Source organism: Paenibacillus sp. FSL k6-2145 (assembly GCF_037976585.1).
GTDB lineage: Bacteria > Bacillota > Bacilli > Paenibacillales > Paenibacillaceae > Paenibacillus.
Window position 1 is genome coordinate 6,285,032 of the sequence record NZ_CP150267.1, and the last position, 15,299, is coordinate 6,300,330.

The following is a 15,299-nucleotide window of genomic DNA, read 5'->3' on the forward strand; positions in this document are numbered from 1 at the left end:
TTCCTACCTTGGCTGGAAGAAACCAAGATCGGATAAGTATTTTGCTTTCTTCGGCTTTTTGTTTTCAACCGAACCGCCATGAAGAGTAATTTCGAATTCACGAGACCGTTGTTTTTCATTCATCAGTGCTCGGATTTTAGGTATGGTCATATTAGGCCACTCTGTATCAGATATTCCATTGCTGATACAGAGTGCCCATAGCCCCATCCAGTCCGTTCCTGGTTGATCTACTTCAACATCCCCCGAATCCTCATCATCGTCATCGGAATCAGTATCTGGAGGAAAAGACTCCTTATAGAAATCGGTCCAAAACATCATCCAATGCCTGGATGCCCTCCATGTCCACTTGCTCATATTCTTCATCCGTTAGACCCTCAACAAAGATCAGATCGAACGCTTTTTGATACGCCTGCTCAATAGATGGACAATCAATGGCTGGAATATCCTGCTCACCAACTTGCGTTGCTTCAATGGGATCACGTCCAATTACATAACTAAAACGAATACCCCTGAGGTTCTTCGCATGCTGCCGTACTTCCCGGATCAACTTTATTGTCCCGACCTTGATAGTCTTTTGGATACCTTCAGCCAAACGTACGGTGCTGCCAATGTTTAAAGTCTGGTCCAACGTTTTCTCTTCTTGGGTTTCAACTGCTTGTTCAATTTCGCTCATGTTCATTCTCCTTTTAATTGAAAAGTGGTTTTTACCAAAAAAAGAACCCCACCGATTACCGGCAGGGTTGAGTGTGATGGTTTAAATTCCGAACTTGATAGTCATTGCATGACCATTCGGGTTATCTGGTGTGCGCTCAGGCTCCATGACTTGCAGATCCATGGTGGAGGTATTGGCTTTCTTACGCTCCTGTGATACATCAAGCGTACCACCGCCCAAGGCTTTGTAAATAGTGAGCTGACATTGAATCTCGTTGTTCGTTTTATCATCGATCAGTTTAAATCTGTGCGTGAATTTGAACGCTGTTGGGCGACGAGTTCCATCGAATGAAGTTTCTGTTCCTTGGTTAGACCACTTGTAGGTAACAAGAAGCTCTTTATCATTATTTGCCATGGTAGATTCAATCACTCCCTCAGCAGTGATCGTGTATTGTTGATCGGTCGGCGTTGATGCAACACGGGTAAGTTGAGTCAATGCATCGGTATCCGGGTCCTTGAGATAGACCTCGTCACTGTCCGCTACCAAGGTTTCTCCGAAGGCTAGTTTGTATTCGCCATTCTTCAGAAAGGCTGTTTCTGTTTCGTCAAACACAATTTCTTTCTTCTCTGTTTTACCACCTTGAGACATATCAGCGATTGCCGCGGAGTAACGTGGTACTTCAATGCTAACTTTGTCTTGTAGATCCCCTGCTGTGTAATGGAATGCATATCCACTGTCCCCGCCCATGACGGCCTGCCAGTCAAATTGCAGTTGTAACGTAACCTTTGTTACCTTGTCCTCAACGTACTTAATTGTGTTATCCAAATTACGGGCTACGATTGTTCCTACGCCATCAAAAACGAGTGGTCTCATATTTTATCCTCCTTGGGTATAGAGTTGATTAGACAAGCTCCCAGAGCCGTGCATCAATCTCTTCAATTCGTTTGTATTCCTTCGTGTTTTCATATCCTTCAATCGGTTCCTTGCCATCCATCAATCCGAGTTTTTGTGCAAGACGAATCTTTTCTCGGATCAACTTCTCTAGCTCAGGAAATTCTTCCTTAAGTTCCGGTTTGTTATCTGTTACTTCAGTTTGTTTTTCAGACATATCCTCACCTCAATTCATCCGGAGATAATCAACATCAAAAATGGCCTTATATCCTTTGACACCTTGTATGCCTGTTGCAAAATCAGCATCATAAGTCAGTACACAAAGGTATGTCGCCCAACCTGGCATCGTTATCCGTTTATCGTGCAAAATACGAAAAGCTCGTTCAAAGAGCAGCTTCGCCGCATAACCAGTACCAGCATAAAAATCTAAGCAAAACTTTCCTTCGAAGACTAATTGATTTGGAGAAAAGCGCCCTGGCATCACATATTGGCAGATATGAGGAACCGTTTCATGACTTACAGTGATTTCAGGTTCCATCCCCTTTGTCAATCTCTTCGCTACCTCCACGGAAGGTGAAGATGAGTCAAGCTCAAGTAACTCCATGAGTTCGGTATCACCTTTAAGCGCGTGCTGAACTGCATCCAACAATTGAAGACTCAATCTCTCACCTCCCTGAAGTAACGATGATATGGAAACTCTGTAAGAACACGACTAATTCCGTTTAATATCCGATCACGATTGGATTCCAGAGCTATACGCATGAAATAAGTAGGAGGAGTGGCTTTGAACGAAGGATCAAGGTCCCCACGTTCTGCCAACTCCTCCAAATCTACACCCGCGTATCCGCCTTTGGACTTTTTAATTGTGCCATCGATAGCTCGGTAAGTACCTCTACCCCGGCCTACAACAACTCGGCTACCCTTTGACCTCAACTTGTTCCACGCCTCACTGTTCATGTAGCTGACTAAACCCGGGTTTTGGCTCGGTCCAGCCATAAGTGAGCCTTTACCGAATTGCTCAAGCCAAGCTTGCCAGTAATCTGCAGTGATGTCTCCTGATATCATCTGGTTCGCAAGCACAGTCATGTGCATTGCCAGGCTTTCTCTGACAGCCGGATAATACCTGATACCAGTCTTTGCAGTAAGCATAATGATTTTCGTTTGACCTGTAATTTCAACAGCCAGCTTATTTTCCAAGTCCTTCGCTGCACGTTCAGCGTCATATCCAGCAATCATCGCCTGTCCTCGCACAACTGAATGTGCAGCAGATTCGGATACTTGATGAGATCCACCACATCCACTTGATATTTCTTGCCAGCAATCACGATGCGGTCTGGACTTACCAATGCTGGGTCACTCGGTTCCCTGACATCAACATTAGTCTGCGATAGAAGAACCAGTGAAGTTGTCGGTAAAAGACCAGGATCTTCTTGCTTGAGCTGAGCAGACACTTGTTGAGCAAACCCAATAACTTCAGCGGCAACAGGTACAAACTCAGGTTTGCCCTTTGGATTGTCATTCGCATCGTACTCCTGCATGTACCTTTGGACTTCGATGGTAACGTTCGTTTTGATTAAAGAACAGTATTTGTCAGTATCAACCGTATTTCGAAGTGTCTGGACTAAGAATGAATCATCTGTCCGAACCAAAGAACCCCTTTCAACCAGTGAATCAGGTGAAAAGAGTCCATTGTACACGTATTCTTTGCCCATTACAGTCGTTGCTTTTGTTTCACGAGACAGAATGACCGATTCCTCTTTTTCATCAACTGTACAAGCAGTGTGACGGTGAGAGAACTCATAGAACATTTACCTTCACCTACCTAAATGAACGGAGTTCGAACTCTGACAACAAATCGGCAATCTCCGGTGTGATCATGTTATTTCCAAAATACTCAATGCTGTAATCGAAATCCTTCTTCGACTTTACATTAGAGTTAGGATTAGTAGCCATCTGTCCAATAAGCAATCCGCAAGCCACCTTCACTTTATCCGGTATGATTTCCCAACCACTCGTGTAACTCACTTCCACCTCTTTGTATGGAGAACCAAAAGGAGATTGTCCGCACCACACTGAACCGATTTCCTTGTCCACATCAATAATGTTCAGGTTATCGATCGGTTCGAATTCAGGAGAACCAAAGAAGTTTCCGAATGCACCCTGTGTCGGCCTCCCTTTTGCACTCAGCAGATCAAGTACAGGATAATACGACAAGTGCCCCCGCTGAGAATCAGTGAGGGGTATTCGTTCAGTGTATGTCTTTACTCCAATCTCTCGCTTGCATCTGCCGTCAATGATTGCTGATGCACGAATGATCAAAGGTTCTGTTAGTTTGACACCGGCAGGAACATAATCGATATCGGTAACTTCGAGGTAACGGCTCATTTCGCATAACCAGCTTTAATGAGCGTATTTCCTAGTGCGATTGGAACAAATGTCTTTCCTTCCTGGAATGTCACAATCCCACTGTTGAAATGGATAGAATGCGAGCCTTTACACTGGCTTGGCGTGCCGATCAAAGTCAATTCAACAACATCCGGTTTATCTTCTTTTGGCGCTTCAACAACCTTGCTGGATATAAAAGCTTCTCGTGCTTCATTCAGCACGTTATTCCCAACTTCGAATTGACTCGGTTCAGCACCATCAGTTGCTGCCAATAATTCAGCTTCTTTGATGGCACTCTGGAAAGCTTCAACAGCAGCGATTGGATACTGCCCCGGATCATCTCCGGCTTTCGTTTGGGATAACAGTTGAATAGCAGCAGAAATAGCATCCTTCAATCTGTCCAAATTCGATTTTGCCACGAAGTCATTCTCCTTTCTGCAAGACGGCCCTTCTGGGCCGCCTTGAACTTGATTAACCTACAGCAGCAATTGTAGGACGCTCGATAGTTCCGTACGCGTGAGCGTAACTTGGACCTTTGGCAACCGGCGCACCATATTTCACCCCAACGTATTGTTCAAGCAAGTTGCTTGTTGTTCCAAGTTCGAACAGGAACATGCCTTTCTCTCCAACATAGTGATACTCAATCATGGATTCGGTAACAATGGCGATACCGTAATCCGTATTGCCTGTGTTAGTCTCGTTTGCTTTAGAAGGCATAAACGGCTCAGGGATGATCGGTAACAAACCAGCCGCTGTCATGATAGTGGGAACCTCAAGACCCGCCACAACTGTTTTACCAAACGGATCAGACATTTTTCCGCTTTCTACAGCCAAACGCACTTCCTCAGTCATGTGATAATGACCGATTGGGTGAATGTAGATCGCTGTCGGTAGTACTTCATATTTCTCGCTTCCTACCATTGCGGCAACTTTTGCGCGAATAGCAGCAACAATCGATGCTCCAACACCTACTGTGAACGTATTTGTGATCTGACTTGGAATGCCCATGTATTGTCTAGTGGTAGGAACAGCCAATGCAGTGTCATTTCCACGCCATAGAGCTTTACCATGTGTCAATGCAATACCATTTAGCATGTCATCGAGATCCTTCGCTTTCAGTTCCGGGAAGTTATTTTGCTGTTGTCCGAGAGTAACATCGTAATGCCCGAAGTTGACCTGATTCGTTAAAGCCTTGATCTTCACACCATGTGGCGTACGATCATTGCTTGTTGCTGTAGCCGATGGATTACGAGGATCGATGAAATCACCGCCGTTTACAGTGTTTTGTTCATAGTACGTTGAGATATCACCTGTAGCTGGTACGTAATTGATTCGTCCATCCAACACCGACTTCCGGCGAAGAATGTCTGTAATTTCTTTTTGATAATCATCCGTAATCAGAGCACCTGGTCCTTGGAATTGAGTTGCTGCTGCGATATCAACGAATTGAGCTTGCCCTACGCGGCTGTTCATATATTACACGCTCTCTTTCTGGGCAAATTGTGCTTTTGCCTGCATTTTTAATTTGAATGATTCAGAGGACGAAAGGTTCAGGGCATCAACTGAAGCACAGAAGGTTTTATAATCAGTCCCATCTTCGCTTCCAGAAAGGTTAGCGCCGTATTTGGAGAGCAATGAAGTAGCGCTAATTGTTTTTCGTTCTGGTTCACCCGGAGGTGTAGCTGCAGCTTTCAACTCTTTTAATTCTTTCTCCAATGCAGTTGCTTTGTCTTGAGCTGCTTTCAGATCAGCAGCGGCTTGTTCCTCTGCCGTCTTTTGCTCATCCTCTTCCTTCGATGCCTTCATATTTGTAACTTCGGTTTTAATAGACCCGACCTCTGTCACAACACTTTGCACACTGGCTGTAATCGTCGCCATACTTTCTTGTAATGTCTTCATAGCATCTTCCATCGCTTTCGCTTGTTCCGGTGTCATTTCGACATCCCCCTGTCCTTTTGTTGTATTTCGAGCTGCAAAGCTCGTTGTTTTATATGCAGCGGCATCAGCGAATAAGATTGCTGCCCCCGTTCCGCAAAACTCGATCACATCAAGCACGTTCTCGTCATCGGATGCATTCTGTACAGATGCTTCCATTTCAAGAGATGCGCCGAATTGATATTCACTCCAGTTGTATTCCTTAGCCAGCCCGTTGTAATAACGAATGGTTGCAACCACGTCCGGAAAGTCTTTGCCATAGATAAAACCCTCTATCCATGCATATCCATCCATGCTCCGTGATGCTTTTTCGATGAAGGCCACCTTAAAACGAGGCTCGTGGTCTGCCATTCCGTTTACATAATCAATGTTGAGAGCCATACCTACAAACGTTTGTAAGTACTGATCGCATACGCTTGATGAAATTCTGATCTTCTTTCCTCCAGCACCGTGCGGTGATCCATCGCTCGGCTGATCAACAGCAAATAGCGCACACTTGAAAGGGACTTTGTTCGGATGCCCACTTTCATCAGACAATTTAAAGTCCTGTACACGCATTCGTTGATTACTCATTTTCAATGTTTTGAGCATTTAACTTCTCACCCCCTCCCACGGAATTGGAGCTCTCGCTCACTATCTCTCTTTGAAAAACAAAAAAACACCGGCTCATTTAAGCGGTGTTAAGGTTCATCCTCTTCAGTTGTGTTTGGTGGAGGGTCACTGGTGGGTTCTTTGGATTGCGGTTGTCCTCCGGCGGGGTCATTCAGGTTTACTACAGTTGTCTTGCCCGGAACAAGCAATACCTCACCGTGACCGTTAGGCAATGCCTTCTTGGCTTGTTCATCACGAACCTCATCCGGTGTTATGACTCGACGATCCAAATAGATTGCATCAATATCCGCCTTGAGCTTTCGATCTTTCAAGGAAGTTTCATAATGGAATTTGAATTCAAGAACGCCACCCATTCCAAAAATACCGTCAATGATATGATTGTTTATATGTTCGACAATATTCTCAGATATAGATTGGACGGTATCCTCAGTGTCTTCATCCTCGCTATCGGCTGTGCTTCTATTAACATCCTTGGTCTGTCCAAGCTTTTTGGGCGATATATCAAAGGAGATAGCCACGATTTCAATCAAGAAACGCTGCCATTCAAGGAACAATGCTTTGTCATCGGTAGCCCCAAGATCAAGAACACTTGGATTCTCGCCCCCTATGATCGGATCAACTCCTCTACCCATGACTTCATTTTCCCAATAAGAGCGAAATGCTTTCACCGCTTCAGCATTTGCATTTTTACCAAGGTTGATCAGCTTACGCCTTCCTGCATTAGATGTTTGTTTCCCTGCTGATCGATGAGCTGAAATAAACATCTCAACCGATTCCCACACTATCTCAAGTGGAGAAAGGCCAAATGGTGTATTGCTCCTTGGATTCATACGTATATACATAAGTTCAGAAGATTTCAGATGGATATGTTGACCGTTAACCCTCTGAGCATACCTGTACGAAGTCGATTTACCATCCCATTCCGGATACAAGTCTACAGAGAACGAATCAACAGGATACATCCTAAACGGCCTGAGTGGATCTCCTGCCCGAAGAATCTCAGATGAACCCGCACTGCAAACAAGCATGTCCTCCACAAGCTGCTCAATCCACGAACGGAATGAGTCACCTGGGTTTGGCTTCAATAGAGATCGTTCAATGATCTTGCATAACTCGCGATACTTCTCGCTCTTATTCTCATCAATAGTTGTCACAGACCAGTTCAGCTTTGTAATTCCGTTCTTGATAACGTTGATTGCCCTTCTCGGGATCGGTGACTCCGAAAGCTTCCTCAAATTCGTTGGAGTCCGTTTAGGTGCTGGCTGGTTATTACCTTTACGCATCATAACTCCGTAAGGCAAAGGATAACTCTCTGTCATTCTATCAGGTTCTTTTTTCGTTCTTCCTGCTTCAAGCCAGCCTATAAACCATGATCTTACACCCAATTATTTTCCTCCTTTCTTAATAGAATAGGCATGAAAAAAATGTAGATTGGTAATACTTACATTGAGAGGAGGTGATACAGATGACTGAAAATGAACTAATGTATCTGTTACTAACTGACTATTCAGCTTTCTTAAAACTCACTGAAGAATATCTTAAGGGTCTTGAGATAGCTGAATGGTTGGACTTGTAGTAGAACAAAGAGAGAAGGTCAGGAAAATTTTCCTGCCTTCTCTCTTTTGTCATACTTCTATGGATTAATAATATCAGCTAAACAATACACATCTACTACGGATATTTGTCAAACTAAATTAATCAAACAGTAGGATTTACCCATTACGTTTTTATACTGCAAGAATAATTTTGGATCTTCTGATTAATTGATCATATGCCTTACAAATGTCATTACAAGTTTGATGGATTGAATCTAGAACTCTTTGATAACGTCCTGGATTTGTCTCTTCCCATTCCTGTGGAATGCTTGCATATGCTGTATCAGATTCTGCCCAAGTGTTTTTTGCTATTAGGTACAAAAACCTCTCAATGCTGTTTGATAATTCAACCCTTATACCTTCCAGTTCCGGATTAACGAATTCTAACTCTGGATTGTCTCCTTCGTAATGAAAGTTTTTAAGATCATTAATGTGCTCTCTTTTAAACGAGCCTGAGAAGTTATTATCTCTTATAAACTGAATAGAACCACCGATTGGTAGATACACTTTTATTTTCAGATATACAGCTCTATCCAAAGCAACGTGACTATCCGTATATTCAAATCCCTTTTCTGGTACGCTTGAATTCTGAATGTTATCTTCCTTCACAACGTGATTCCTGAGGAATCCCAATTCCTCTATTTTTTTGCGAACTTGGTTACTGAACGTACCGAGAGCAGCAGTATAATCTTGACGAGAACTATCATATCTACCTGAAGAAATCCCTAACAAGTCGGATGGTAAGTGTAGATCACTGTTATCAGACGGCGATACAAAATATACTCTTTCAACACCAATGCCACCGATAAAGAGTCCTGTTTCAAAAATAACATTATCTCTTACAGTCGATTTTTCCTGTTTTCTAATTTGCGTAACGTCATCTGGTCCAAAAACAAATATTGCGAAATCAGTTAAATGTACTTGCCTTATCAAGCTGCTTAATGCAGTCGTGGATAATTCAAATACACCTTGTGTCCACACTGTGCATTCGGCATCATACTCCAAGTTTTCTTGTATAGCATATGCTATTTTTCTTGTTTCTACAGAAGAACCAATAAATATTTTTGGTTTCATAACTTTGCCTCCAAGGATTACATACTATAACAAAGTATACAATCCCTCCATAAAATCTTCCACAAAAATTACATATATCACCCAAAAATAAAGATATCCGCTTCATATCTCCGCAAAGGTCAAAACAAATGCATCTACTCATAAAGAGAAGGCAGGAATTTTCCCTGCCTTCTTTCTTCTGTCAAACTACTATTGATTTAAATATCATTTTATTGCTTTGTCTTTAGTGCGGATTTCTTTTAGGGCAAAAGGTAAGGACATTCGAGTTTACTGGGGCATTTATTACAAATCCACAACCCCTTCACAGTTGGCTTACCACATTTGCAATGAGCAGTTCCATCATTTAAAACTACCCGAGTTTCGTCTAAATCAATTTAATACTTTGAATCCTTTCTCGCTCATTTAATACATCACCTAACATAATGTCTTCAACAAACCTTATCTCAAATTGTAACAAAATTTAACATTAATTTCATTGAAGTGTGTTAAAATTTCAATATATCTCTTTGAGGAGGAATAATATATGTCTGATTTTTTCGAACATAATAAAGATTTCAGGGAGTCTGATTTACCGCAATGGGAAAATCTTATCAATTCCGTAGCCGGAACACCAGTACCAGAGGAAACAGTATTCACAGACCTAGAAGATATTAAGAGAATACTTAAAGAAATTTCAAAAAGTGACGCTAGCAACCATACATTCATGCCTGACGGTGGCGGAGTAGATCTTGTAGGTTGTTCAGACTCAAATGAGAAAGGTTGCATTGAGTTAGATTTTGACGCAATGACACATGTTATCAAACCAAAGAAACTCGTCTTGGAGCATTTCCCTGACGTTTCTTCGGAATGGTCTTACTTTAACTTAATTGCTGATGAATTAAAACCTAGTGGGATTTACGAAAATAATGATAGGTACTACGAAGAAGTATTAGAACTATCTCCCGGCAAATATATTGACAGGAAATACTCTGAAATAGGAGAGTACCAAGGGAAAACCCTTCCCGATGAATCAAGGGTAGTATTACGATACTTTAAAGGCAGTTTCGTAATTTTCGCAAAAGCATCCATTTACAATCTCGCTGATGTACTGGACGCATACAATGCTACACACGAAAAACTTGGAAAAGAAGGATTCAGAAACAAAATTCATAAAATCTCCAAAGGACTTAAAGATAAAGGTATCCAATAATCTTGTAAAACAAGGGCCGCTCTGGATAGCCCTTGTTTTCTTATTTTTTTCAATTAACTTTTTAGTTCAGGTTTAGCCAAACGCAAATCCAATTTCATTCTCTATATTAGCAAATGCAAGTACAAACCCGTCCGCTCTGTCTGGAGATTGTAACCCTCTCTTCTTCATATCTTCTTTCTTCTCCAAATAAATCCTACCGTTACTGCCCATTCTCCATTTACGAGATGTCAGTTGTGTTACCAACTTCTCGTCATCAGGGAGTTCAAGAACACCAGGAACTCCAAGCATAAAATTACTCATATTCTCTTCCAACAAAGATTTAATGTGACCCCACATTTCAGACCCGAGATTTCCATAATGCGAATCGTCGGCAGATGAACCGTTATTCACTCCAATGATTGTATAACCTAAGCTTTTCTCGTCATTGATCTCATTCAGCCGATCCGTCACAGCTCCACCTATACCGCTATCATCGACTCTGATCTCTACTTCATCCACTTCAGCATGTTTAGATTTGATGTCATCAACGATTCGCAAAACCCAACCGGTAGTTGTCATCGTATCCTGCTTGTGATGAAAATGACTCTTAACAACTTTCCCACCAATCTGTCCGTATATGGTTGTCTCATCATCACCAAAGCGAGCAACGTCAACGCCAACAGTAAGTTTATGACCAACAGATTCAATCTTGACCTCATTCTTTGCGAATTCAGCCGCCTCTAACGCGATGAATGTATCCGACTCTCCTCGCGGGAATTCTCCTTCAACGCGGACACGCCATACATCAGATCCCTTCCCATACTTACGTTCAAGCATGGCTATATTCTCTTTACTTGTCCGGGGACTGTTTAGACAGGAAACTTTGTGTGTCTTGTAATCTGCCCGGTCCCTGTTGTGAGAATCATAAAAGACACCGATGGTACGAGTCGGGTTTCCACACATGAGCAGCTTATTGAATTCACCCGAGAGCGTACCCAGGATAGCTTCCATGATACGATCCTCAACCCCGGATGCTTCGTCCACTATGAACAACATGTAATCTTCGTGGAAACCCTGCATGTTCTCGGGCTTAGTAGCTGTCCGGGCTGTAGCAAACCAGCGTTCCTCGTAATTACGCATGTATATCTTTGTCTTTGTCCATTTAAGAATACTTTTTAGAACCGGACTTTTCTCTTTCCACTTGCTAATTTCAGCCCACAGCACGTCATGAAGTTGTTGACGTGTCGGCGCTGTACAAATAACCTTTGGATATGGAAAGCATGTGAGAAACCATAGTGCAGTAGCAGCTTCTAACCCTGTTTTTCCAACTCCTTGTCCTGATCGGACTGAGACACGTGGACTACCGGCTATATCCATCAATACTTTAGCTTGCCATTCATCCGGCGTAAACTTTAACATTTCAACACAAAAAAGTACCGGATTTCTCCGGTACTCAGGGATTCGCAACTTGAAAAAGGCTATTCTATTAGATCTGAAATTGTTCCTAGAACTTATCACCTTGAGCTCACACCACTTTCTAGGTAGTAATAACAAAGGCATTCAGTACTTTCGTTCGTGATAACTTTTATCAATCAAATTTTGATTCTTCTTGTTTAAGATTAAGTAGTTCTTTTAGTTCATTTAATATCTTTTTCTTCTTTTTCTGTAAATTAAACAATGAAATTTGTTTTATATCTTCTTCTAGTTCAACAGCATGACTTCTATTTCCACTTTCACTCTTGTCAAGTTCCATTAATTGAGTATTACAATTTTTTATCTGAATTTGTACTGAAGCTAATTCTAAATACAAAGCGCCTACACGCTCTTCTTTTGACTTTTTGTATGATTTAAATTCCTCGTCTAAAATGATATGAAAATTTTCGTAATTAAACTTATGATTTGTCATTGTTTCATGCACTTCTTCAATTACATCATCATTCACATGCCAATCATCAGAATACTTAATTGTATGTTTTAAAAATGATTCGGTAGTATACATCATGAATTGTTGTTTAGTTCTCTCAAAGAACTCATTAATTAGTTCTTTTCTAGGCACCTTCTTACCTTTATTATTTTCTCTCCAATCTTCTTTTACGTCATCTGTGATAAACACGACAGGTTTTTTTTCGATTTTCGCCTTATCAATAATTTGTTTCCATAGTATCAAATCACCATATTCATTTTTAATAGTGGTTTCACCATAAATTTTAAATTCGCCCTGCTTATCCTGTAAATCTTTGTAACCTGGAGGGATATTTAATTTATATCTTTCTTCGCCTTCTAGATAAATTTCATCTAATTCCTCTTTTGAATAAGAACTTCCGATTGTTCTGGATATACGCTTAAAAGTCTCAAGCACCTCATCTTCTTCATAAAAATTAGGGTTATCTGAATTGTCTTTCTCTATATCTTTTTTTAACTCTTCAAAGAAAGTATCAATTCTTGTCTTTATATTCTCTGTATCAAACTTCCTAAAAGATTTCTTTATCGAATTCAAGTTATCATCAATTTCTTTCTTAGCTTTGTCTTTTGCTTTGTCAATTGCTGACAAATGATTTTTATATTCCTCCTCTTGTTCATGAATCTTGATTGATCTATTATACAAAAACTCTAATGCAACTTGATGAGGTACCCATAATTTATCCCCCATTTTATCTAAAACCTTCAATAATTGACCTCTAGTAGAATTTGTATATTTATATAAACTCAATAGAACATTAGTATCAGTAACAAATATAGCTCTATCCCATAAATCTTTTTTTTCATTTTCAGATTTAGGTAATAATATTTTCAATAATTCCTCCATACTCTAATTCTCCCTTTGAAGTTGTTCCCACAATTATACAAAGATAATTAATCTCCTGCAATATATCAAATTAAAACTAAAATTAATAAACTATGCCATGTTACTTCACATCCCCTGCCTTAACAAACTTTATCCAGTCCTCGATTAAATCATCTTCTGTGTTCCCATCTTCGTTCCTCAGTTTTTCAATCTCAAGACGAGTTTTCTCAACTTTGGCCTGCATCTGCTCTATCTTCAGTCGGCGCTCATCTTCCAGTGGTGCGATTTCTAAAAATTGTTTGATGGCTCTCCTAATCTCACGCATGACTGTTGCCTCTGCTTTAATGAAACTAGCGTATTTATCCCAAGCGAATTGAATTTCCCATTCGTATTCATCTCCATACTCACCTGGTTTCTCCCTTTTCAACTCTTTGGTCATATCCTCTCTGTCTTTGATAAAGAAGATACGCTGTGCCCAAATGATTTTACGGAATCCCTGGGTGATGTTATGCCAGATCATATCTATTGGTTCCATTTGCTGAACAATATCTATGAGTTCTAAATACTCAGGATCTTGCGGCTCGAACTTACGGAACAATCCATGTGTTACAGCCTTGTGATTCCCGAGCGGACCGCCTTTACCACCTCGATTACCTTTAGCATTCTGATTGCCACGAGGAGCACCGGGTTTAGCATTCGCCATCTTTCCTTCCCATTGATCAAGTGACTTCCACTTCCGGACTGACTCAGGTGTGATGCCCAACTTTTCCGCAATCTCTTTCGGCTTCATCACAGCGCCACTATCTTTCCAAATTTTGAACGCCTTCTTACGATTCGGATTCTGCTTCCTGCTCACAAAATTATCACCACTTTCATGTAATTGAGTTGGAATTCCTATTTAAGGTCAGTAATAGTCAAACGTTACGAAACAAAATAAGCCTCCGTCTGAATCGCAGGCTAGTGTTCCGTACTCATATTCACTAAATAATGTAAGTTGACTGAAACATAAAGGTAATTCTGTTTCACTCATTTAGGGCATAAAAAAACGTGTTTCTTCATCTAATGTCCTCACCTCTCTTAAATGAGTGCACTAAACGGTGATTTATGTTTCACTCATATCACCTTAATTTCAGAATTGCTCTGTCCATCATGTCCTGAGTCAACCCAATATAGTCTAAAGTCTCTCTTGGATCGATGTGTCCGAACATCTCCATTAGTAACGCTAAATTCTCTGGATCGTCCATATAAAGGCGGTACGCCCAGGTCTTCCGCAGCGAGTGAACACCGATGTCTTTCAATCTGAATTCACGAGCTGCTTCGCTTAGAAAGCGATAGGCCGTAGTCCGGTCAATTGGTTGTTTGCGCATTCGACTTACTGTTTTAACCTGGCGACTCGGAAATAGAAAATCAGTCGGAAACATGTCGGCAGTGTAATCATCCAGATCTGATCGAATACTTGGATGAATGATGAATGTTTTGGCATGCTTGTTCTTTTGTTCAACCATGCTTATGTGAGTTCCCTTGGTTTGCCACACCCTAAGACTTAGCAAGTCAGAAACACGGAGTCCGCTGTAAATACCCATACAAAAAAATAAGTAATTGCGCATGCTTCGTATATAGAAGTATTCCTTCATCCCATTTATAACACGTTCGTCGCGAATTGGTTGTACCATTCTCATTCAATCACCCTCTTTGACTCTTCTGATCCTTTCCAGCACCGCGACATAATGCATAATTGATTTACACCGGTCCAAGTTCCCCATCCACACCCACGACATTGTTCCGGTTGCTTGTCCGACACCCTTGGAATTGCCGGTTCATTTCTGCTGAAATAGTTACCATCCATATTCTTCCCTCCAATGCAAAAAGGTCGCTCAAAAGAGCGACCTTCTCATTTACGTTATTATATGGATTTAAGATAACATGATTTTTATTCGGAATTACTTCGTTTTTGTGACTACCATGTAGGAATAATTTCCTTAGTTGAGTATGTCACTCTTAAACAATCATCAACTTAAGTATGAAAGATTTACATATCGTGATGGAGGTTGCATGTGTTCATTAATAACCCCAATAAACACACCCAACAACAAGCCTTACTCACAGATCTTGCAGCTCAAATGGCTGCGTTGAAGTAATTACACATAAAACGCACATAATTTACACAAATAATGCTCAATTACAATAAAATAATATGTGTTA

General features: G+C 41.0%; 18 protein-coding genes. 1 reads left to right on the forward strand and 17 read right to left on the reverse strand.

The window, feature by feature from the left end; all coding sequences use genetic code 11:
* Nucleotides 1-3: 3 nt before the first annotated feature.
* The 13 genes from NZ043_RS27755 to NZ043_RS27815 all read right to left on the reverse strand — a co-directional run bounded on the left by NZ043_RS27755 (nucleotide 4) and on the right by NZ043_RS27815 (nucleotide 9,144).
* Nucleotides 4-318 (reverse strand): hypothetical protein, encoded by a 315-nt coding sequence (locus NZ043_RS27755; RefSeq protein ID WP_339309793.1) that lies wholly within the window; start codon nucleotides 316-318, stop codon nucleotides 4-6.
* Complete coding sequence (locus NZ043_RS27760; RefSeq protein ID WP_339309794.1) at nucleotides 293-673, reverse strand: hypothetical protein; 381 nt, start codon at nucleotides 671-673, stop codon at nucleotides 293-295. The genes NZ043_RS27755 and NZ043_RS27760 overlap by 26 nt, the downstream gene beginning before the upstream one ends.
* A gap of 81 nt (nucleotides 674-754) precedes the next feature.
* Nucleotides 755-1,525, reverse strand: a complete 771-nt coding sequence (locus tag NZ043_RS27765) for a hypothetical protein (protein WP_339309795.1) — start codon at nucleotides 1,523-1,525, stop codon at nucleotides 755-757.
* A 28-nt stretch (nucleotides 1,526-1,553) separates the two neighbouring features.
* On the reverse strand, nucleotides 1,554-1,760 hold the full coding sequence (locus tag NZ043_RS27770; protein WP_339309796.1) for a hypothetical protein: 207 nt from the start codon (nucleotides 1,758-1,760) through the stop codon (nucleotides 1,554-1,556).
* Nucleotides 1,761-1,769: 9 nt separating this feature from the next.
* Nucleotides 1,770-2,204, reverse strand: a complete 435-nt coding sequence (locus NZ043_RS27775) for a hypothetical protein (protein ID WP_339309797.1) — start codon at nucleotides 2,202-2,204, stop codon at nucleotides 1,770-1,772.
* On the reverse strand, nucleotides 2,201-2,779 hold the full coding sequence (locus NZ043_RS27780) for a hypothetical protein (protein ID WP_339309798.1): 579 nt from the start codon (nucleotides 2,777-2,779) through the stop codon (nucleotides 2,201-2,203). Before NZ043_RS27780 ends, NZ043_RS27775 begins: the two co-directional genes overlap by 4 nt.
* Nucleotides 2,776-3,351: a hypothetical protein gene (locus NZ043_RS27785; RefSeq protein ID WP_339309799.1), complete on the reverse strand. Its 576-nt coding sequence runs from the start codon at nucleotides 3,349-3,351 to the stop codon at nucleotides 2,776-2,778. Before NZ043_RS27785 ends, NZ043_RS27780 begins: the two co-directional genes overlap by 4 nt.
* 10 nt (nucleotides 3,352-3,361) lie before the next feature.
* The gene (locus NZ043_RS27790; RefSeq protein ID WP_339309800.1) at nucleotides 3,362-3,928 is read right to left on the reverse strand and encodes a hypothetical protein; all 567 of its coding nucleotides are present in this window, start codon (nucleotides 3,926-3,928) and stop codon (nucleotides 3,362-3,364) included.
* Nucleotides 3,925-4,347 carry a hypothetical protein gene (locus tag NZ043_RS27795; protein ID WP_339309801.1) on the reverse strand — a complete coding sequence of 141 codons (423 nt, stop codon included), beginning with the start codon at nucleotides 4,345-4,347 and terminating at the stop codon, nucleotides 3,925-3,927. The genes NZ043_RS27790 and NZ043_RS27795 overlap by 4 nt, the downstream gene beginning before the upstream one ends.
* Before the next feature lie 52 nt (nucleotides 4,348-4,399).
* Nucleotides 4,400-5,401, reverse strand: coding sequence for a hypothetical protein (locus NZ043_RS27800; RefSeq protein WP_339309802.1), 1,002 nt, complete (start codon nucleotides 5,399-5,401; stop codon nucleotides 4,400-4,402).
* Nucleotides 5,402-5,404: 3 nt separating this feature from the next.
* On the reverse strand, nucleotides 5,405-6,454 hold the full coding sequence (locus tag NZ043_RS27805) for a 3-oxoacyl-ACP reductase (RefSeq protein WP_339309803.1): 1,050 nt from the start codon (nucleotides 6,452-6,454) through the stop codon (nucleotides 5,405-5,407).
* 89 nt (nucleotides 6,455-6,543) lie between these two features.
* The gene (locus tag NZ043_RS27810) at nucleotides 6,544-7,860 is read right to left on the reverse strand and encodes a phage portal protein (RefSeq protein ID WP_339309804.1); all 1,317 of its coding nucleotides are present in this window, start codon (nucleotides 7,858-7,860) and stop codon (nucleotides 6,544-6,546) included.
* Nucleotides 7,861-8,202: 342 nt separating this feature from the next.
* On the reverse strand, nucleotides 8,203-9,144 hold the full coding sequence (locus NZ043_RS27815; RefSeq protein ID WP_339309805.1) for a nucleotide-binding protein: 942 nt from the start codon (nucleotides 9,142-9,144) through the stop codon (nucleotides 8,203-8,205).
* A gap of 523 nt (nucleotides 9,145-9,667) precedes the next feature.
* Between NZ043_RS27815 and NZ043_RS27820 the strand changes: the two genes are divergently transcribed.
* Nucleotides 9,668-10,333: a serine/threonine protein kinase gene (locus tag NZ043_RS27820; RefSeq protein ID WP_339309806.1), complete on the forward strand. Its 666-nt coding sequence runs from the start codon at nucleotides 9,668-9,670 to the stop codon at nucleotides 10,331-10,333.
* A gap of 72 nt (nucleotides 10,334-10,405) precedes the next feature.
* On the opposite strand, the gene NZ043_RS27825 is transcribed toward NZ043_RS27820, so the two are convergent.
* From NZ043_RS27825 to NZ043_RS27840, 4 genes are all read right to left on the reverse strand, one after another.
* Entirely contained in the window at nucleotides 10,406-11,731 is a 1,326-nt protein-coding gene (locus tag NZ043_RS27825) for a DEAD/DEAH box helicase family protein (protein ID WP_339309807.1), read from the reverse strand.
* Nucleotides 11,732-11,900: 169 nt separating this feature from the next.
* Nucleotides 11,901-13,118 carry a PIN domain-containing protein gene (locus NZ043_RS27830; RefSeq protein WP_339309808.1) on the reverse strand — a complete coding sequence of 406 codons (1,218 nt, stop codon included), beginning with the start codon at nucleotides 13,116-13,118 and terminating at the stop codon, nucleotides 11,901-11,903.
* 100 nt (nucleotides 13,119-13,218) lie between these two features.
* Entirely contained in the window at nucleotides 13,219-13,953 is a 735-nt protein-coding gene (gene terS, locus NZ043_RS27835) for a phage terminase small subunit (RefSeq protein ID WP_339309809.1), read from the reverse strand.
* A gap of 262 nt (nucleotides 13,954-14,215) precedes the next feature.
* Nucleotides 14,216-14,776 carry a tyrosine-type recombinase/integrase gene (locus NZ043_RS27840; protein ID WP_339309810.1) on the reverse strand — a complete coding sequence of 187 codons (561 nt, stop codon included), beginning with the start codon at nucleotides 14,774-14,776 and terminating at the stop codon, nucleotides 14,216-14,218.
* Between the last annotated feature and the right edge of the window lie 523 nt (nucleotides 14,777-15,299).